17 protein-coding genes are annotated in these 18,870 nt (G+C 39.0%); 12 read left to right on the forward strand and 5 right to left on the reverse strand.

The window, feature by feature from the left end:
* Positions 1-4: 4 nt before the first annotated feature.
* Positions 5-811, reverse strand: a complete 807-nt coding sequence (locus AC27JL_RS03175; protein ID WP_006792799.1) for a cytochrome C assembly family protein — start codon at positions 809-811, stop codon at positions 5-7.
* 249 nt (positions 812-1,060) lie between these two features.
* Between AC27JL_RS03175 and ffh the strand changes: the two genes are divergently transcribed.
* The 6 genes from ffh to tyrA all read left to right on the forward strand — a co-directional run bounded on the left by ffh (position 1,061) and on the right by tyrA (position 6,244).
* On the forward strand, positions 1,061-2,440 hold the full coding sequence (ffh, locus tag AC27JL_RS03180; protein WP_006792800.1) for a signal recognition particle protein: 1,380 nt from the start codon (positions 1,061-1,063) through the stop codon (positions 2,438-2,440).
* Between the two features lie 260 nt (positions 2,441-2,700).
* Positions 2,701-2,949: a 30S ribosomal protein S16 gene (gene rpsP / locus AC27JL_RS03185; RefSeq protein WP_006792801.1), complete on the forward strand. Its 249-nt coding sequence runs from the start codon at positions 2,701-2,703 to the stop codon at positions 2,947-2,949.
* A 17-nt stretch (positions 2,950-2,966) separates the two neighbouring features.
* Positions 2,967-3,503 (forward strand): ribosome maturation factor RimM, encoded by a 537-nt coding sequence (rimM, locus tag AC27JL_RS03190; RefSeq protein WP_006792802.1) that lies wholly within the window; start codon positions 2,967-2,969, stop codon positions 3,501-3,503.
* Positions 3,503-4,270, forward strand: a complete 768-nt coding sequence (trmD, locus tag AC27JL_RS03195; protein WP_305397834.1) for a tRNA (guanosine(37)-N1)-methyltransferase TrmD — start codon at positions 3,503-3,505, stop codon at positions 4,268-4,270. The genes rimM and trmD overlap by 1 nt, the downstream gene beginning before the upstream one ends.
* A 33-nt stretch (positions 4,271-4,303) precedes the next feature.
* Positions 4,304-4,663 carry a 50S ribosomal protein L19 gene (rplS, locus tag AC27JL_RS03200; RefSeq protein ID WP_008132530.1) on the forward strand — a complete coding sequence of 120 codons (360 nt, stop codon included), beginning with the start codon at positions 4,304-4,306 and terminating at the stop codon, positions 4,661-4,663.
* A gap of 447 nt (positions 4,664-5,110) precedes the next feature.
* Positions 5,111-6,244, forward strand: coding sequence for a bifunctional chorismate mutase/prephenate dehydrogenase (tyrA, locus tag AC27JL_RS03205; protein ID WP_487194781.1), 1,134 nt, complete (start codon positions 5,111-5,113; stop codon positions 6,242-6,244).
* 60 nt (positions 6,245-6,304) lie between these two features.
* Here the strand turns inward: tyrA and AC27JL_RS03210 are convergent, their stop codons facing one another.
* A complete protein-coding gene (locus AC27JL_RS03210) occupies positions 6,305-7,462 on the reverse strand; it encodes a chorismate mutase (RefSeq protein ID WP_487194782.1) in 1,158 nt (385 codons plus the stop codon).
* Between the two features lie 359 nt (positions 7,463-7,821).
* Here AC27JL_RS03210 and AC27JL_RS03215 point away from each other — a divergent pair, with 359 nt between their 5' ends.
* Entirely contained in the window at positions 7,822-10,833 is a 3,012-nt protein-coding gene (locus AC27JL_RS03215; protein WP_487194783.1) for a bifunctional diguanylate cyclase/phosphodiesterase, read from the forward strand.
* A gap of 15 nt (positions 10,834-10,848) precedes the next feature.
* Here AC27JL_RS03215 and AC27JL_RS03220 read toward each other — a convergent pair whose 3' ends face one another.
* Complete coding sequence (locus AC27JL_RS03220) at positions 10,849-11,178, reverse strand: SUI1 family translation initiation factor (RefSeq protein WP_487194784.1); 330 nt, start codon at positions 11,176-11,178, stop codon at positions 10,849-10,851.
* A 134-nt stretch (positions 11,179-11,312) separates the two neighbouring features.
* On the opposite strand from AC27JL_RS03220, the gene AC27JL_RS03225 reads away from it, so the two are divergent.
* The 4 genes from AC27JL_RS03225 (at position 11,313) to AC27JL_RS03240 (ending at position 15,251) form a co-directional block, all read left to right on the forward strand.
* Positions 11,313-11,618, forward strand: coding sequence for an STAS domain-containing protein (locus AC27JL_RS03225; protein WP_006794681.1), 306 nt, complete (start codon positions 11,313-11,315; stop codon positions 11,616-11,618).
* Positions 11,618-13,270 carry a SpoIIE family protein phosphatase gene (locus AC27JL_RS03230; RefSeq protein WP_487194785.1) on the forward strand — a complete coding sequence of 551 codons (1,653 nt, stop codon included), beginning with the start codon at positions 11,618-11,620 and terminating at the stop codon, positions 13,268-13,270. Before AC27JL_RS03225 ends, AC27JL_RS03230 begins: the two co-directional genes overlap by 1 nt.
* A gap of 56 nt (positions 13,271-13,326) precedes the next feature.
* Positions 13,327-13,980: a GAF domain-containing protein gene (locus AC27JL_RS03235; protein ID WP_487194786.1), complete on the forward strand. Its 654-nt coding sequence runs from the start codon at positions 13,327-13,329 to the stop codon at positions 13,978-13,980.
* Between the two features lie 80 nt (positions 13,981-14,060).
* The gene (locus AC27JL_RS03240; protein WP_006794684.1) at positions 14,061-15,251 is read left to right on the forward strand and encodes an amino acid aminotransferase; all 1,191 of its coding nucleotides are present in this window, start codon (positions 14,061-14,063) and stop codon (positions 15,249-15,251) included.
* 87 nt (positions 15,252-15,338) lie between these two features.
* Here the strand turns inward: AC27JL_RS03240 and AC27JL_RS03245 are convergent, their stop codons facing one another.
* A complete protein-coding gene (locus tag AC27JL_RS03245; RefSeq protein WP_243533016.1) occupies positions 15,339-16,544 on the reverse strand; it encodes an aromatic amino acid transport family protein in 1,206 nt (401 codons plus the stop codon).
* Positions 16,545-16,870: 326 nt separating this feature from the next.
* On the opposite strand from AC27JL_RS03245, the gene AC27JL_RS03250 reads away from it, so the two are divergent.
* On the forward strand, positions 16,871-17,758 hold the full coding sequence (locus AC27JL_RS03250) for a DMT family transporter (protein WP_243533019.1): 888 nt from the start codon (positions 16,871-16,873) through the stop codon (positions 17,756-17,758).
* Between the two features lie 97 nt (positions 17,759-17,855).
* Here AC27JL_RS03250 and AC27JL_RS03255 read toward each other — a convergent pair whose 3' ends face one another.
* Positions 17,856-18,734 carry a flagellar protein MotY gene (locus AC27JL_RS03255; protein WP_006794687.1) on the reverse strand — a complete coding sequence of 293 codons (879 nt, stop codon included), beginning with the start codon at positions 18,732-18,734 and terminating at the stop codon, positions 17,856-17,858.
* Between the last annotated feature and the right edge of the window lie 136 nt (positions 18,735-18,870).

The raw sequence follows: 18,870 nt of genomic DNA on the forward strand, positions 1-18,870 counted from the left end.
CAAGTTAAAACTTGTTTAGTACGACTTCTTGTACAAAACGGCTGCCAAAATAAGCTAATGTGAGGACAAATGCTGCAACCATGATGGTAATTACCACAGGTTTACCACGCCAACCTTGTTTAATATGGCCAAGAGCGACTACAACAAAAATAGCCCATGCCACCAACGAAAGTATGGTTTTATGAATAAACTCTTTGGCAAACATGCCATCGAGGAATACAAACCCGCACACGAGTGCAATTGTAAGCAGCGCAGTACCAAGATTAAGCAGTTGATAAAGCTGGCGCTCAACAACCATCAACGGAGGTAAATGGCTATGCACAATGGCGAGATCTTTGCGCTTAAGGCGTTTATCTATAAAGTAAAATTGCACGCCGTATAAGGTTGCAATAATTAAGATACAGTAAGCGAGTAGGGAAAGTGATATATGGGCAACCAAACCAAGCTCAACATCTATACTTTGCAGCAATATATGATGGGGTATAAATAAGCTTGCAACAGATAAAAGCGCTGCAAAGCCATACACTACGGGCAATAATAAAGTGGCTGGAAATTTTAAGGAGACAGCTGTTACAGACACAACAATAACCCAACAGGTTAGCAGTGCGACATTTACAATGCTTAGATCTTGACCGTCAGAACGAAACACCGAGTTCACCAATAACAACATATGCGCCAATATAGCGACGGTACTCAAGATAACAGTTACTTTTTGGTTTGGGCCTTGTTTATGAAAAAGCCGTGAAAGCACGTGTGACGTTGCTAACACATAAAATAAACTGGTGATAATAGTTAAACTGATGATCAGCATTTTGCTTGGGCCACTTAATTTGAGTCAAAAAATCCTTGCAAGTACAAACGTATTGTATTTTATAGCAACGCAAATGAATAGACCTTAAAAAAGAAACTTAATTCACTGCACTTGAACACTGTATTGTCCACCACTATTTACGGTATACTGTTTTTAATTCAAATTTAATAATATCAATGTCATTAGTCGAGCTAGTAGCTAAATCGGCTGAGTAATTAAATTGGTATAACGTTTTATCGGAACCGATACATGTTTGAGAATCTCCAAGAACGATTAGGTAAAACCTTAAAAAATATCAGTGGCCGTGGCCGCCTAACAGAAGACAACATTAAAGATACTCTTCGCGAAGTGCGCATGGCCTTTTTGGAAGCCGATGTGGCTTTGCCAGTTGTTCGCGATTTTGTAAAGCAAGTTAAAGAACGTGCAGTGGGTGTTGAGGTAACTAAAAGCTTAACGCCTGGGCAAGTGTTTGTAAAAATTGTGCGTGAAGAGCTTGAAAAAGCGATGGGCGAAGCAAACGAAGAGCTGAGCTTAAACGCACAACCGCCAGCAGTTGTTATGATGGCTGGTTTGCAAGGTGCCGGTAAAACGACCAGTGTTGGTAAACTTGCTAAGTTTTTAAAAGAGCGCAAGAAAAAATCAGTGCTTGTTGTTAGTGCCGATGTTTATCGTCCTGCAGCAATAAAACAGCTTGAAACGTTAGCCACAGAAGTTGATGTAGATTTCTTTCCAAGTGATATTTCACAAAAGCCTGTTGATATTGCTACTGCGGCTATTACACACGCTAAAAAGAAATTTATTGATGTTGTATTAGTTGATACTGCGGGTCGCTTGCATGTGGATAGCGACATGATGGATGAAATTAAAGATCTTCATTCAGCTATCAACCCAATTGAAACATTATTTGTTGTTGATGCTATGACGGGTCAAGATGCGGCAAATACTGCAAAAGCATTTGACGAAGCTCTGCCACTTACTGGTGTGATATTAACTAAAACAGATGGTGACGCCCGAGGCGGTGCTGCTTTATCTATTCGTCATATTACAGGTAAACCCATTAAGTTTATGGGTGTGGGTGAACGTACAGACGCACTTGAACCTTTCCACCCTGACCGAATAGCATCGCGAATTTTAGGCATGGGTGATGTACTTTCATTAATCGAAGAAGTCGAAATGAAAGTGGATAAAGAGCAAGCTGCCAAAGTTGCCGAAAAAGTATTTAAAGGCGCAGGCTTTACGCTGGATGACTTTGCTGACCAGTTAAAGCAAATGAAAAATATGGGCGGCATGATGTCGATGCTTGATAAACTCCCTGGCATGTCTAATTTACCTGACGCGGTAAAAGGTCAGATGGGTGATAAAACCTTTATTCAAATGGAGGCTATCATCAGCTCTATGACAAAACAGGAGCGAGCTCGTCCAGAAATCATTAAAGGGTCGCGAAAAAAACGTATTGCAGCAGGTTCTGGTACACAGGTACAAGAGATCAATAAGTTGCTTAAACAATTTACGCAGATGCAAAAAATGATGAAAAAAATGAAAGGCAAAGGCGGGATGCAAAAAATGATGCGCGGTATGAAAGGCATGTTGCCACCGGGCATGATGGGCGGCGGCGGTCCAAAATTTTAGATTTTTAGTAAGCGTTGCACTTAAATTAATCACAACGTATACAAAAAAGGAGCAAATTGCTCCTTTTTTGTTGAATAATTTATGCACTCGGTACTGCATTAACTCTAATTTTTAGCCTAGATCACGGTTTAACCTACTAAACTGGCTTTTTGCTTCACTTCTTACTTGCGTTATTGCTAAAAACTCGTACAATTCACCGGCTCCCCATACTGGGGAGTAAATCTTATTAATGAAAACAGTCAATCTATTTAGAGGACGGTATGGTAACTATTCGTTTGCAACGTGGTGGCGCTAAAAAACGCCCTTTCTATCAAATTGTGGTTGCGGATAGCCGTTTCTCGCGTGACGGTCGCTTCATCGAGAAAGTTGGTTTCTTTAACCCAATCGCTTCGGGTCAGGAAGAAAAACTTCGCTTAGATTTATCTCGTGTAGATCACTGGGTAGGTCAAGGCGCAGGTCTTTCAGATCGTGTAGCTAAATTAGTTAAAGACGCTCGTAAAGCGGCTTAATAGGCGTAAGTGTAACCATGAGTCAAGAGAACACCTCATCAATAATTGTCGTAGGAAAGCTCGGCGCCCCTTATGGTATAAAGGGCTGGCTTAAGGTACATTCATTTACTGATGATCCCGCAGGGATCTTCGATTTCAGCCCGTGGTTGATAGGGCAACAAGGTAAATGGCAGTCCTTAGAAGTGGTCGACTGGCGTCGCCACAACAAAGGCTTTATCGCTAAATTTGCGCAAGTAAACGATCGAGACGAAGCAATGGCTTATACCCATGCAGAAATCTCAATGGATGCAACGCAATTACCAGAACTACCGCAAGGTGAGTTCTATTGGCGAGATCTCATTGGCATGTCGGTTGTAACTGATAAAGGTTATAACTTAGGCACTGTTGATGACTTGATGGAGACAGGGTCAAATGATGTACTGGTTGTGAAAGCAAACAGTAAAGATGCATTTGGTCAATCGGAGCGTTTAATACCTTTTTTAACTGATTCAGTTATCAAAGATGTTAAATACGACGTAAAAGAAATTACCGTAGACTGGGACCCTGGGTTTTAATGACTCAAACTAGTTCATTGTGGGTTGGGGTGATAAGCCTTTTCCCGGGCATGTTTGACGCAATTACCCAACAAGGGGTTACTGGTCGCGCAGTAAAAAATGGTTTAATTAATTTTAACTGCTGGAATCCACGTGACTATGCTTTAGATAAGCACAGAACTGTAGATGATCGTCCTTACGGGGGCGGGCCTGGTATGTTAATGATGGTTAAACCATTGGAAAAAGCTATTCTTGACGCTAAAAAAGCGGCAGGTGATGGTGCTAAAGTAATTTATATGTCCCCACAAGGGCGCAAACTTGATCAGCAAGGGGCTAGCGAACTCGCTAACTCTGACAAACTGATTTTGATTGCCGGTCGATATGAAGGTATAGATGAGAGAATAATAGAGTCATACGTTGACGAAGAATGGTCAATTGGTGATTTTATTTTGAGTGGTGGTGAACTACCTGCCATGACATTAATTGACGCAGTAGCGCGATTGGTGCCAGGCGTGTTAGGTCATAACCAATCAGCAGAGCAAGATTCATTTTCGGATGGCTTGCTAGATTGCCCTCACTACACACGACCAGAAACATTGGACGACAAACAAGTTCCTGCTGTATTACTCAGTGGTAATCACCAAGCGATAGCAAGGTGGCGGCTTAAGCAGTCATTAGGCAGAACTTGGATACGACGTCCTGACTTGTTGCATAACCTAGCTCTGACTGAGGAGCAAGCGGTATTACTCGCAGAATTTCAGCAAGAGTACCAAAAAGCTTGTGGCTAGAAGACAGTTACACCTAGGAAAGTGAGAAACATAATGGCAAAAGTAAACCAAAATATTATTAAAGCGCTTGAAGAAGAGCAGCTTAAAACAGACGTACCTGCATTTGGCCCTGGTGATACAGTGGTTGTACAGGTAAAAGTAAAAGAAGGTGCTAAAGAGCGTCTACAGGCCTTTGAAGGTGTTGTAATCGCTAAGCGTAATCGTGGTCTTCACTCAGCATTCACAGTTCGTAAAATCTCGAACGGTGAAGGTGTTGAGCGTGTATTTCAAACGCACAGCCCTCTTATCGATAGCGTAACAGTTAAGCGTCGCGGTGCAGTTCGCCGTGCTAAGCTTTACTACTTACGTGAGCGTTCTGGTAAATCTGCACGTATTAGAGAAAAACTTAACTAATACGCGCTGTTTATCAACGCAAAAAACGGGTTGCAGTCTTCGGATTGCAACCCGTTTTCGTTTTTAAGCGGTCTAGATTTTTATTGTAATGTTGAGTGGCGCAGGCATTATTACGTATTTGAAATAAATTGACTCAAAAAACGTTTTTCTTTTTTATTTACTGCAGCTTAGGTTTAAAATTTTTTATTGTTTTTACGCAATGGGTTTATCGATATTTAGCTCACTACTAAAAAACTGAAGACTCATTGATCATTCCCTACAAAAGCTTCTGAGATGTTGCCCATAATCTAACTGATAACATAAATTCACCGTTGGTTTTAACCTTGCTATATGTGATCAGCCCTTTTAACGTCTAACGTATCCTGTTAGTATTTATCGTATTGATTAGTTTACTTTTATGTAAATATAAATTTACGAATTTTGATTTTTTTCAAGGTGGGATTAGACGTGGCAAATATAAGTGATTTGGCCCAACTAAGACAAGGTATAGATGAATGTGATGCGCAGCTTGTTGCCTTACTAGCTAAACGTAATGGTATTACCCAAAAAATTGGTGAGATCAAACAGCAAACAGGTGCGCCTTTACATGCACCAGAGCGTGAAGCTGAATTACTAGCGGCTAGGCGGCAAGAAGCAATTAATCAAAATGTAAGTCCTGATCTAGTTGAAGATATTCTCAGACGGATGATGCGTGAAGCATATCAAAACCAACAGGCTAAGTTAGCGTGTGCAGCGCCATCACTTTCACCTATTGTTATTGTGGGCGGCCAAGGGGCGATGGGGCAGTTATTTGCCCAACAATTTATGCGCTCAGGTTATGACGTCAAAATATTGGACAAAGAGCAGCAAGATGATGCCCAAAGCATTTTAACCGGTGCAAAACTGGTAATGATCAGTGTACCTATTAATGCTTTAGAGTCTGTAGTTGCTAAACTACCAAAACTAGATGATGACTGTTTGCTCGTAGATATTACATCAGTAAAGCAATCGCCAATTAAAGCATTAAAAGCAGCTCATAGTGGTCCAGTTGTTGGTTTACACCCTATGTTTGGGCCTGATATTTCACATTGGGTAAAACAAACGGTAGTTGTATGTGAGGGCAGAGAGCATAAGGCGGCAAAAGGGCTATTAGAGCAGTTACAAGTGTGGGGGTGTCAGCTTGTAGAGCTAGACGCTAAAAAACACGATGAAGCCATGCAAATAATTCAGGTAATGCGACATTTAACAACGTTTGTTTATGGGCAGTTTTTAGCAAAGCAAAGCCATACTTTAGCAGAGTTACGAAGTTGCTCGTCGCCGATATATCAATTAGAGCTAATGATGGTAGGGCGTTTGTTTGCGCAATCACCTGAGCTTTATTCCGATATAATGTTGGCTCAGTTTGATGACGTTGAAAGTTTGTTAGCTCAATACCAAGATACCTTTGCACAAACGCTTGAAAAGCTTAGGATAGGTGATAAAGCAGCCTTAATTGAGGCATTTGCAGATGCTAAATCATATTTTTCAGACTCAACTGCGCATTTTTTAACACAAAGCCGCAGTTTACTTAATAAAGCGAATGACGCTAAGGTGCTCGACTAGTTTTACATCAAATAAATGTAAAGGGGGCACATTTTGTGCCTCCTTTTGAATAGCCTATATTTAAGTATTCACACTAACAGCTTGTAATGTTTCACTTTGGTAGCAACCTAATATGCGCACATATTGGGTATGTTCTTTAAGTTCCTCTAGCGCTTCTTTTACTTGGGTATCAGCCAAGTTTGCTTCTAAATCAACATAAAACACTTCTTCCCATGGGTTGCCAGGGGTAGGGCGTGATTCCAGTTTTACCAAGTTTATTTTGTGTTGCTTGAAAATCATCAGTGCATCAGCAAGTGAGCCGGCTTGTTGTTTGGTCGACATGATCAAGCTGGTCTTCGTTGGTATTTGATTCGACACATGCAAAGGCTTACGCGCTACGACTATAAAGCGACTGTGGTTTTCGCTTTGATTAGCTAAATTTGATTTAATAACTTCAAGGCCTACATTTTTACCAGCTTGAGCTGAGCCAATTGCAGCACTATTTGGTGTACTGAGCGCAGATTGAAGCGCTGAAGATGTTGAGTCACATGTTTCATGTTGCAAATCCCCTAACCCTTGTAAAAAGCGGCTACATTGCGCGAAGGGTTGTGGATGAGCAAATACTTTTGTGAGCTGTTCAAGTTGTGTATCAGGTTTAGCTAATAAGCAATGCTCAACACTGTGTGTCACTTCACCAACAATAGATACTTGTGCGTGTTGTAGTAAATCAAATACTTCGTTAATACTGCCTGAGCTGGTATTTTCAATAGGAAGTAATCCAAAGTCTGCTTGGCCGCTTTCTACCTTAGAGGTGATTTCTTCAAACGATGGACACCCAATTTCAACGAGTTTGCCGGGGCGACGGCTAAAGTACTTATGGCAAGCAAGTTGGCTATATGAGCCTTGCCCACCTAAATAAGTAACACGGTGTGTTTCGCTTAATGCATCAGGGTTTAGATTTTTTTGCAGCATTGCTTGCTGGTGTAATACGGAGTCTTCTAGGATTGTTTGAAAAACATTGTTTACATAATACGCATCTAAGCCAAGCGACTTGCCATAACCAATTAATTTTTCTAGCAGTGCTAGTTCTCGGGCTTCATCACGAATAGGCTTGTTATTTGCAATTTTATATTCAACAACACCATGACTAATCCGGCGCCGTTTAGCAAGGAGTACAAGTAAGTCAGAGTCTATTTCATTTATATCATGTCTTAATGTGTTTAATACATCATTGGTCATTTTGGGGTTCCTCATTCCAAAAGTCGTCTGCGTAAATGCAGCATATACAAAAAAGCCTCCCGGTTGGGAGGCTTTACTATTCGATTGATTTATCTCACAAACAGACCAGCCTCTTTTATATAAAGAAGCTAAAAAAAGAAAAATTAATGCGAGAATAAAATATGTTCATGCAGTTAATGTATGGAGAGTTAGGGGTAATGTCAATAACATACTTTACTAATATAGTGCTTAAGTATTGATTATTTCAACTTTTGTAATTTTTTTATAAAGTTTACAAAAAATTTATAATAATGAATTTGAATCTGGTATATTTCATTAACAGCTAAATAATAACAACTATTAATAATTAAGGTTGGCTTGTGCTATATAGACGCCCTCCATCGCGTTTTGGAATAAACTCTTTAAGTGTGAAATTGTCGTTACTCATATCCTCAATTTGTTTAATTGCGGGTGTTTGTGCTGCCTTTTTTATGCTTAAATCTGAGGAAAAACAGCTGGTTTTTGAAGAGCACGAAGTACTAAAAAGCTCGACCGATTTATTAGTAAGGCAATTTAAAGAACGAATAGAAACAAAAGTTAACATTGCTAAGCAAGCTAACAACATAGTTAATGAGCAGTTATTTCAAAAAAACTCCCCAATTGATCTAACCAGTAAAGCACAATTACAGTTTAATAGTGATGGCACTATTCGAAGCGCTTCATCGGATGGTTTATCTGCCGCGTTTTTACCACAAGAAAAGTTCACACCTTTTTACAAACAGTTATTTAATAACTCTGAAGCACTATGGGATGTTATCTCACCAACATTAGTTTATGACTTCTACAATTTTTACCTTATAACCAATGATGACTTTATCAGAATATCGCCACCTAATTGGGCGTTAAATGCTCCTGCTGATTTTCGAGTAAGCGGTGGTTCAACTTATAAGTATGTTCGCGAAAGTTTAGGCAACTCTGTAGAACCTGAATGGTCAAAGGTTTACTACGATAGAGTATGGCATGATTGGGTGATCAGTTTACTGGTCCCTATTTATTCGAATAATGAATTTATAGGGGTTACAGGCAGTGATATTACGCTTAATAAACTCGTGTCTTTTCTACCTATAGGAGACAAAGAAAAAAACTTACTTGTTTTTGATAGTAAAGGCCAATTATTAGCCCACCCAGATTTGAGTACTTCATTACTTGCTGAATACGGAAAAAATAATAAAAAAGTGGCTATGGACGAGTTTGTAAACCCTCAGCTCAAGTCAATTATTAGTGAGGCAATTGCGACAAAGCTTCCAGAATATGCAAGTTCTTTTTTACAAAATGACGAGGCACACTTAATCAATATTCAAAAAATTGATCAGCTAGATTGGTACATAGGGGTTTATAAAAAGCGTTCTTCTACATTGTCTGCTCTGCAAGATTTGAAACTTAAGTTTTTTGGTCTTTTTATTCTTTACGCTATTTTAGTTGCCTTGTTATTGCATCAAGCCTTGCAGCATCTTGTGTTACGCCGATTGCATTCACTTGTTTATGCGGTATCAAGCTTTGGTCAGGGCAAACTAGATACTCAATTTCCAGAAGAGAACAAAGACGAAATTGGTACGCTTATCGGTTCGTTTAAAGATATGACGGTTGAAATTCGTAAATTAATAGATGGACTTAACCAGCGAATAACTGAAAAAGAAATAGCCGAAAAAGCAGCTAATCGATTATCAAAAGCAGTCGCTTTCTCTGGCACAGGTGTTGTTATAACTGACGAGAACTTTGTTATCGAATACGTTAATCCCAAAATGTTAGAGATGACAGGTTATCCAGAGAGTCATTTCACTCGAGCACCACTTTTAAACATTATTGCGTCTGATATGGCTATTTTGGTTGAAGATATTGATATAGACCTACGTAGTCGTAACTATTGGCGCGGTGATACGTTAATTGAAAGCAAAGACAAACAGCCTATTTGGGTTTCATTGAGCGTTTCACCGATACGAGAGGAAGGCGGTAATATCACAAGTTATGTTGCTTCCGCACAAGATATCTCGTTTGTTAAAGAAAGCCAGCGCAAAATGGAACAGCTCGCTTATTTTGACACGCTAACAGGTTTAGCAAACAGAACCTTCTTCAGAATGCAGTTACGCAAATCTCTTGCGCTTGCAGAACGTGGTCATTATGCATTTTCACTTTTTTACTTTGATTTAGATGAATTTAAGCGAATTAATGACACCCTTGGACATGACGCAGGCGATCAATTATTAATACAGGTTGCGAATAGACTGAAGAAGCGCCTAAGATCGGAAGATACGATTGCACGTTTAGGCGGCGATGAGTTTGCAGTATTACTCAGTGGAATTGAAAGCCAAGAACACGCAACCGATGTGGCAAATACAATCCAGCAAACGCTTAATATGCCTATTATGCTAGGAAATAACGAGGTAATTATAAGCGCGAGTATTGGTATTACTATGGCGCCATATGACAGCCTCGAAGAAGATCAATTATTAAAGCACGCGGATTTAGCAATGTATGAGGCCAAAGAGAAAGGGCGTAATACGTTCCACTTTTATAGCCAAGAGCTAAATGCAGCCGCAAATGAGCGATTATTTATTGAAAACGAGCTGCGTATTGCGTTAAAAGAAGATCAGTTTGTGGTTTATTATCAGCCGCAGATAGATAGCCGTACTCAAAAGGTTGTAGGATACGAGTCATTATTGAGATGGTTCCACCCAACAGAAGGTTTAATACCGCCAGATAAGTTTATTCCTATAGCTGAGGCGACAGGACTTATTGTTGAATTAGGTGAGTGGGTATTACAGGAGTCATGTAATTTCGTTGTGAGATTGACAGAGCAAAATCGTGAAAATAACGTATCGATTAACTTATCTGCTCGCCAATTTAAAGATTCGAATCTTGTGCCGACCCTAAGTAAGATGATTATTACATCGGGCGTATCGGCTAAACGATTACATTTAGAGTTAACTGAAAGCATGTTGATGGGGAACGTAGAGGCTGCTATTGCTCAACTTCATGAGCTAAAAGCACTAGGTATTTCTATCTCAATTGATGATTTTGGAACGGGGTATTCTTCGCTTAGTTATTTAAAACGCTTCCCGGTAGATATACTCAAAATAGATCGTTCATTTGTGCAAGATATCCCAGAAGATAGCAATGACATGGAGATTACTGCCGCTATTATAGCAATGGCTCAAAAGCTTAATTTAGATGTGGTTGCTGAAGGGGTAGAAACCATAGAGCAAGTTGAGTTTTTACAAAATAACAACTGTTTTATAGTGCAAGGGTACTATTACAGCCGCCCAATTCCTGAGTCTGATTTACCAGATTTATATCTAAAGCTGGGTGAAGTACCATTTAAAAAAGTAATGTAGTTTTATAATTGCGGGTTAACCACCCGCAATTTTCACTTTAAACTTCAAGCCCTCTAAAATTGCTTTTAATTTATCTCGGTCATCGCCTTGGACTTCTATAACGCCTTCTTTTACAGCGCCACCTTGGCCCATTTTACTTTTTATTGTTTTAGCTAACTTTTTTAAGTCATGTTCTTTTGGGTCTATGCCAACAACAAGCATTACGCCTTTACCTTTACGGCCTTTTGTTTGACGCTCAATACGAACAAACCCATCTTTGAAAAGCTTAATATCAAGCTCTTTTTCTGGTTTTGGCTGGTCAATGCGTCCAGTGCTTGTTGAATATACTAAGTGACTATCTGCCATGGTTTACCTTATTCAGTCAAAATGTATTAAATAATGGCATAAATAATAGCAAATTTGCTGTTGTGTGTTTTTCTTTTTGCTAAATACTTTTAACAGGTTATATTTAATCAAAGATACATTTAACGGAGAAATCGATGAATTTAACTACCCGTACATCAGCCGATGGGAAAGCGCTAACAATACAAATAAAGGGAAAGTTTGACTTTAATTTAGTGCAGTCTTTTCGCCAAGCCTATGCTCAGATAGACAGTAGCACTAACAAAGTGATTGTAGATTTAAGAGAAACTGACTATATGGATAGTTCTGCACTAGGCATGCTTTTAAATATGAAAAAAACATTAGAAGATAAAGTGACTGTGTTTGAAATCACTAATTGCCAGCCACAGCTGAAAAAAATATTACAAATATCGCGCTTCGATAAGAAATTTGATATTAGCTAATGGCAGCACACGTTCTTATTGTCGATGATCAGGCATTAAACCGTATTTTATTAAGTCAAATGCTCAAAGATGAAGGTTATCAAGTATCGATGGCCTTCAACGGCCAAGAAGCAATTAAAGTCCTTGAGCATGAAGCCATAGACATTGTGTTACTCGATGTAATAATGCCGGTTATGGATGGTTTTGAGACAGCCAAAATAATAAAAAATAAATACAGTGAAGTTTATTTACCTATTATTTTTATTACTTCGTTAGACGACAAAGCAAGTTTTGAAAAATGTTTAGAAGTCGGCGGGGATGACTTTATCCACAAACCATTTGATAAAGTTATTCTTCACGCAAAAATTAAAGCTCATAGAAGAACTCGTGAGCTAAGCAAAAAAGCCAACCAACAAAAAAAACTACTCGAGTATCACCACAATCAAATTGAACGTGAACACGAAATAGTTGAGCACATATTTAATAATTCACTCGAATATCAAGATGACTTTAAGCAGCATCTCGATTTTAATTTGTCGCCAGCGTCCATGTTTAATGGAGACATGTTTTTAGTTGCGCAAAGTCCAATAGGTAACTTGTATTGCATGCTGGGTGACTTTACTGGGCATGGCTTGGCAGCTGCTATAGGTGCACTCCCTGTATCTCGCGCATTTTATACAATGGTAAATAAAGGTAAGGCCGTTAATGATATTGCCTTTGAGCTAAATACACTTCTTTACAACCTGTTACCGGGGCATATGTTTTGCGCGGCTACCATTGTGGAGCTCAGTGCGTCAGGAAAAAGTATGTCAGCGTGGCTTGGTGGCTTACCCGATGCATATTTGATCGATACTGAAGGTAATATAAAAAAGACATTAGAATCTCAACACATGGCATTGGGTATATTAGACAAACATGAATTTGAGTACGATTTAATACATTTTGAAGTAAATAGTGATACACGTTTAGTTTTTGCTACCGACGGCATAACAGAAACCACTAATAAGCAGGACGAGTTTTTTGCTGAAGAACGCTTTATAGCATCATTGAAAAGTAAGCCCATGATCTCTTGTGAAGATATAATTGCTGATGTGAGTGATTTTGCGCAGGGCTTACAACAACAAGATGATGTAAGCATTGTCTTGCTTAACTGTTTGCCTTTGCAGGTGGAAGAAAAGCCGAGAGAGCCTTTTTCAACGCTTGCCTTCAATTTGTCATTAAGCCTTAATTCAAAGCAAATTAAGCAAACCGATCCTGTCTACGATATTGTCAATATTCTTAGTCGTATTGAGGGATTAAATGACCATCGCTCAAACATTTTTTTACTCCTTTCTGAAGCTTATAACAATTCACTTGATCATGGTGTTTTAGGATTAGACTCCGCAATAAAGCTGCAAGAAGACGGTTTTTTTAAGTTTTATGAAATGCGTGAGAAAGCCATAAATGAGTTAAAAGATGCCATGATCATTATTGATATACGCTACTGCCCAGAAACACTCAGTTTGTATTTTATCATTTGTGATTCGGGAAGGGGATTCAGTAGCCAATCAAATGATGAAATAAGTGGCAATAATGAATTTGGGCGTGGTCTTTCACTGCTTGAAGAAATTGCAGAAAAAGTTACATATAACGCCAGTGGTAACCAAGTTGAAATGTCCTATAAGTTGATCTAGCTCTGTGAAAATATCCATGCTATCATTTCTGGCAACTTAGATGTATGGATGGCCAAATGATTTCTTCTTATTTAACGCAAGCGCAGTTGCGCGTTAATGCAAACTTAATTTCAGCCGAGCTTGAAAAGCTTGAGCACTATCTAGCGCATACATCTTTACCAGAAACGCGTTGGCAGTATCAAATACCTGAATTAGGTGAAGGCGGGGCGTGTAGCTTATTTGGTTACTTGCAAGATGAGCCTTTTAACCTTGCTGATTTTATAAATAAAGATAGCAATACCAAGCTTGCACAGCTGCAAAGTATTGTTAACTATGTACACGCGCAAACGGGTGTTGACTGGTACGGTATTTATCAATCAACGGACACAGACGAAGGTAAACAACTTTTAAAGCTTGCTTATCATGGTGTACCTAGCCGCCCTCTATTTCCGCTTACAGAGGCCTTTGCTGCAGGAAGCAATAATGTTCAAGTGGCGTTATCACAAAAAGGTCGCATTATTAATAATGTAGAGAAGTATTTAGCACAAGGTGGAGAGTATTATACCTGTGACCCTAAAGTTAAATCTGAAGTATGTTTGCCTTTATTTAATGCCCAAAATGAGTGTGTAGGTATTATTGATGCTGAAGCATTTGATAATGACTTTTTTGATGACAAAGTTTTGGCCATTTTAATTGCGTGTTGTATTAAAATTCCTCACTCACTCGTGTAAATAACACTAGTCAACGTGATGTGCTTTTATGTTAAGCTAAGCTTAATTGCTAACCCATAAATATAGATAAGAGATAGCCCATGTTCTCAGTATTAAAACCATTACCAACCGATCCTATTCTTGGCCTTATGGCGGCCTACAAAAAAGATACAAACCCTAATAAAATAGATTTAGGTGTGGGTGTTTATAAAGATGAGCACGGTAATACACCTGTATTAAACGCAGTGAAGAAAGCAGAAGCATTTCGCTTAGAAAATGAAACAAGCAAATCTTATATTGGCTTAGCAGGTAACTTAGACTACTGTCAAAAAATGGAACAGCTATTACTTGGTGAGCACCAAGCATTATTAGCAAATCGCGTGCGTACAGCACAAGCACCAGGTGGTACAGGTGCACTTCGTGTTGCTGCTGAGTTTATTAAGCGTTGTAATACAGATGCAACTGTATGGGTTACTACACCTACTTGGGCAAACCACATTAGTTTATTTGAAGCTGCGGGTTTAACCGTAAAAGAATACCCGTACTACGACTACGAGAATAAAGACCTGCTATTTGATGAGATGATCAATACCCTTAAGCAAGTACCAAAGGGTGATGTAGTGCTATTACACGCATGCTGTCATAACCCAAGTGGCATGGATTTAAACGAAGCTCAGTGGAACACAGTAGCAGAGCTTGCTAAAGAAGTTGGCTTTACACCATTAGTAGATATAGCTTACCAAGGCTTTGGCTCTTCACTAGAAGAAGATGCACGCGGACTTCGTATTTTAGCTGATGCCGTTGAAGAGTTAATTATTTGCTCATCGTGCTCTAAAAACTTTGGTTTATATCGTGAGCGTATCGGTGCATGTTCATTAATTGCAAAAGACAGTGCGACAGCTGATGTGTCAAACTCAGTAATGTTAAGTGTGGTACGTAGCATTTATTCAATGCCTCCGGCACATGGTGCTGATATTGTTAACACTATTTTAAGCAGTACAGAGCTTACGCAAATGTGGCATGCTGAACTTGATGAAATGCGTACGCGTATTAATGGCCTTCGTAGTTTAATTAAAGAAAGCCTAGCATCAAAAGACATAGCACAAGACTTCTCATTTATTGAACGTCAACACGGTATGTTTTCGTTCTTGGGTATTAATAAAGAGCAAATTGAGCGATTACAAAAAGAGTACGGCATATACATTGTTGGCTCAAGTCGTGTCAACGTTGCCGGTGTTAGCAAAGCAAACCTTGATTACTTTGCAAATGCAGTTGCTGACGTTTGTAAATAAACGTAGCTAATATAAAAAAACCGCACTCCATTTAATCATGATGTGCGGTTTTTTATTAGCTAAATTTTGGTGTTATAAAAGCAAGCTTTAACCAATTGCAGGTATAACCCCACTCATTTGCATAAATTGCGCAGTAATTATTAGCACACCACATAACGCTGCAATCAATAGCCCTGTACGACCACTGCGTACTTTATAACCAGTGTTGGTACTGGTTGAGGCACGTTGTTTATAAACCATAGCAACAGGTAAAAATACAGCCAGTACAACTAAAGCAATGGCGGCATAGCCAAGGGCCATTATGAAGCCTTGCGGGTAAAAAAGAGCAAATCCCAAAGGCGGAATAAATGTAATAAGCGCTGTTATAACACGGCCTTGGTTGTTATCTCCTTGTTTAAATGCATCAGCAAAAAAATCAAATAAACCTAGGCTTACACCTAAAAATGAAGTCGCTAATGCTAAATCAGCAAATAATTTCACCGCTATAGATACATTTGAATTATGTGCAATACCTGCGACACTGGCTACAAAACCACTTAAGCCCTCACTATTGAGTAAATCGCTTTGGCTCATAATACCTTGGCTTAATAGTTGCCAAAATATGTAAATCACCAAGGGCAATGCTGCGCCTGCAATCATCACTTTACGCAGAACTTTTACGTCAAGACCTACGTATTTAACAATTGATGGGATAGAGCCGTGAAAACCAAAAGATGTAAATACCACAGGAATTGCCGATAATATTAGCCCCTTCTCAACGGGCATTTCGAGCAAGTGCTTTGATTGTACATAGGGCGTAAGCATATAAAATAGGCTAGCTAAAACAATCACCTTGATTGAAAAGAGTATTCTATTAAATTTATCTACCTTGCTAGTCCCTAGTGTAACCACGCTTGCAATAATGACCGCCAAAATAACGGAGCCAAATTGCGGGGCAATTTCTAATTCAAATCCAAGATTGATTCGCTCTTGAAGCTGAGCACCACCGCCTGCGATATAAGCTGCACATAAAGCATAAAATAAAAACACCATTGAAAAATTAGCAATGTATTGACCGCGCTTCCCAAGCCAGCGTTTAGCAAGTGTATTTAACGTTGCATCACGAGGGGCAAACTGATGTAGCTCTAGCATCAGCAAGGCGGTGTAAGTCATTAATATCCAGCTTGCAACAATGAGTGCAAGTGCAGTCATAAAACCTAAACCAGCAGAAGCGATAGGTAAAGCAAGCATACCAGCACCAATAGTGGTACCAGCTACAATTAACATGCTGCCTGTTGTTTTATTTTTGAGCACTTAATTACCTTAATTATTATTAATTTACACGCACCATATAACTAGAACGGTAAAACTCAAATAGTTTTGTTATAAATGACATTAAATAAAATGTAACTTACATTTTACAGCTGTATATTTAAGCATTTTATAATCTTTAATATGATTAAATATCTATTCATAATCCCTTTACAGCGTATAATTCTATTACTAGTTATTGAGCGTTTATATCTTAAGATTAAACTGACAGTTAAGTATGTGTACTGTAACTAGTGCATTAATACGCTTGGCTGGCTTTTTCCCTCAAAACCCACTCGCCTTATTTTTAACTAACAAAGGAATGGTTCGTGCCTGTTAAAGTTTCATATTTTTTAATGGTTCTTATATGGTCCACCACTCCGCTGGGTATAGTGTGGAGTAGTGAGAGTGTTTCGCCATCACTAGCGGTGTTAATGCGTATGCTCGTTGGGCTATTCATTGGTGCGCTTGTTGTTGCAGTCACTAATGTAAGAGTGCCATGGAGTAAGCAAGCTTGCCTACTCTATGCTTACTCAAGCATTGGTATTTTTGGTGGCATGTTATTGAGTTATATGGCGGCTAGAACAGTGCCCTCTGGCATTATTTCACTTATGTTTGGATTGGCACCTATTTTATCGGGATTGCTTGCTCAACAGCTATTAAACGAGCCTAAATTTAGTTTAATAAAACTCATTGCTTTAGCAAGTGCGTTAGTCGGACTTTATTTTGTAAGCTATAACCAAGTACAAAACTCACAAACTCAGGGACTTGGGCTTGTATATGTATTTATGGCTGTGTGCTTTTTTAGCTTAAGCGGTGTGATGATAAAGCGGGTGAGAATTGCAATTCACCCTATGGCCACAACATTTGGTGCACTAGTATTTGTAACGCCATTATTTTTTATTGCGTGGTGGGTGCTTGATGGTGAGCTTAATATACAAAACTGGAATTTAAGGTCGCTTTGGGCAATTGGTTATTTAGGACTCTTTGGGTCGTTAATAGGGGCATTGGCATATTTTCATGTTTTACAAAACTTAAACGCGAGCACCGTTGCGTTAACAACACTTATTACACCTAGCTTTGCAATAGGGTTAGGTGCGTGGCTTAATAACGAGCCACTAAGTAAAGAGCTAATAATTGGCGCTGCTATTATTGTAATTAGTTTAGGCTTTTTTCAATTTGGTGATAAATACTTAAAAACTAAAAGTAAGCGCTAGGGCGTGTTTAACTTTGCGGCATAAAATGTCTTTAATCGAGAGCGATTAATTAAATTACGGCGCAAAGTTTGTAACCTCGTAAATTAAGTAAAATCCCCTACATTTTAGCTATTTGAATGACCAAACGGCGGTTTTTATCGCGGCCTAAAATATTATCATTGGTGTCTACAAAGCGTTTTTCACCAAACCCCGTTGTTTTTACTTTATTTTCATCCACACCTAAGCTAACCATATAATCTTTTATCGCTTTTGCACGCTTACGAGATAGGTCTAAGTTGTTCCAACGACCGCCATAACTGTCGGTATAAGAATCAATACTAATGGACTCAATGGTTGAATCGTTTTTTAGATATTCAGCAATTTTATCAAGGCGTTGCTGGGATGACTTAGTTAACTTACTGCTATTAGATTGATAGTTCATCACTGTAAACGAAATATCCTCAAAGCTGTAAGGTAATAGTTCGTCACGGCATTGCAAAAAGGCCCAATAGGCTTGCTTAAAGTTTACACTTGAAATACCAACGGCAATTTTATCGGCACTATTTTGCCAGTCTTGGTAATAAAAAGTGGGGTAAAACCCTTTTTCAAGTTCTGTAAGCATTTCCCAAGCAGTTTGATTACCGAGTTCACCATCAAACTTTTTAAGTAGCTTCATATTTGCTATGTCGCGTGCTGGCAGCCCAGAGCGCCAAGAAGGAGGAACTGCTTTAAGCCCTGCAATGGCGTAATTTTCAGGGCGAACAACCATATCTAAATTGAAAGTTAGGTTTTTATTTTTACTCGCCGATGCTTTAAAAATAGCCTCGCCATAGTAAGGTACCTCATGGTTCAACTGGCATTGCAAACGTGTTGTTTTAACCACTTCCCAATTTGAACTGTCTTGATTTGCAGAGTAATTACGCATGGCCGCATGTGCACTGACGCTCAATAGCGCAGAGCTAATACTAACGCTCATTAATAATAACTTTAATTTCATCAAAGACTCCCCGTAAACCCGACACGCCAAAAATTTGGCTTTGTTCAGTACTGCCATATTATATAGCAGTTAACACTTAGCTAGTATCACTTAAAGCAAATTGTATGCCTAAAATTATAGGCATAAATAATAGGAA

Source organism: Pseudoalteromonas sp. 4NS20-0020 (assembly GCF_057554385.1).

Excerpts from the sequence above, each read along its gene's own strand:
- AC27JL_RS03175 (WP_006792799.1), bottom strand. The coding sequence starts at position 811 with ATGCTGATCATCAGTTTAACTATTATCACCAGTTTATTTTATGTGTTA.
- ffh (WP_006792800.1), top strand. The coding sequence starts at position 1,061 with ATGTTTGAGAATCTCCAAGAACGATTAGGTAAAACCTTAAAAAATATC.
- rpsP (WP_006792801.1), top strand. The coding sequence starts at position 2,701 with ATGGTAACTATTCGTTTGCAACGTGGTGGCGCTAAAAAACGCCCTTTC.
- rimM (WP_006792802.1), top strand. The coding sequence starts at position 2,967 with ATGAGTCAAGAGAACACCTCATCAATAATTGTCGTAGGAAAGCTCGGC.
- trmD (WP_305397834.1), top strand. The coding sequence starts at position 3,503 with ATGACTCAAACTAGTTCATTGTGGGTTGGGGTGATAAGCCTTTTCCCG.
- rplS (WP_008132530.1), top strand. The coding sequence starts at position 4,304 with ATGGCAAAAGTAAACCAAAATATTATTAAAGCGCTTGAAGAAGAGCAG.
- AC27JL_RS03210 (WP_487194782.1), bottom strand. The coding sequence starts at position 7,462 with ATGACCAATGATGTATTAAACACATTAAGACATGATATAAATGAAATA.
- AC27JL_RS03220 (WP_487194784.1), bottom strand. The coding sequence starts at position 11,178 with ATGGCAGATAGTCACTTAGTATATTCAACAAGCACTGGACGCATTGAC.
- AC27JL_RS03225 (WP_006794681.1), top strand. The coding sequence starts at position 11,313 with ATGAATTTAACTACCCGTACATCAGCCGATGGGAAAGCGCTAACAATA.
- AC27JL_RS03230 (WP_487194785.1), top strand. The coding sequence starts at position 11,618 with ATGGCAGCACACGTTCTTATTGTCGATGATCAGGCATTAAACCGTATT.
- AC27JL_RS03235 (WP_487194786.1), top strand. The coding sequence starts at position 13,327 with ATGATTTCTTCTTATTTAACGCAAGCGCAGTTGCGCGTTAATGCAAAC.
- AC27JL_RS03240 (WP_006794684.1), top strand. The coding sequence starts at position 14,061 with ATGTTCTCAGTATTAAAACCATTACCAACCGATCCTATTCTTGGCCTT.
- AC27JL_RS03255 (WP_006794687.1), bottom strand. The coding sequence starts at position 18,734 with ATGAAATTAAAGTTATTATTAATGAGCGTTAGTATTAGCTCTGCGCTA.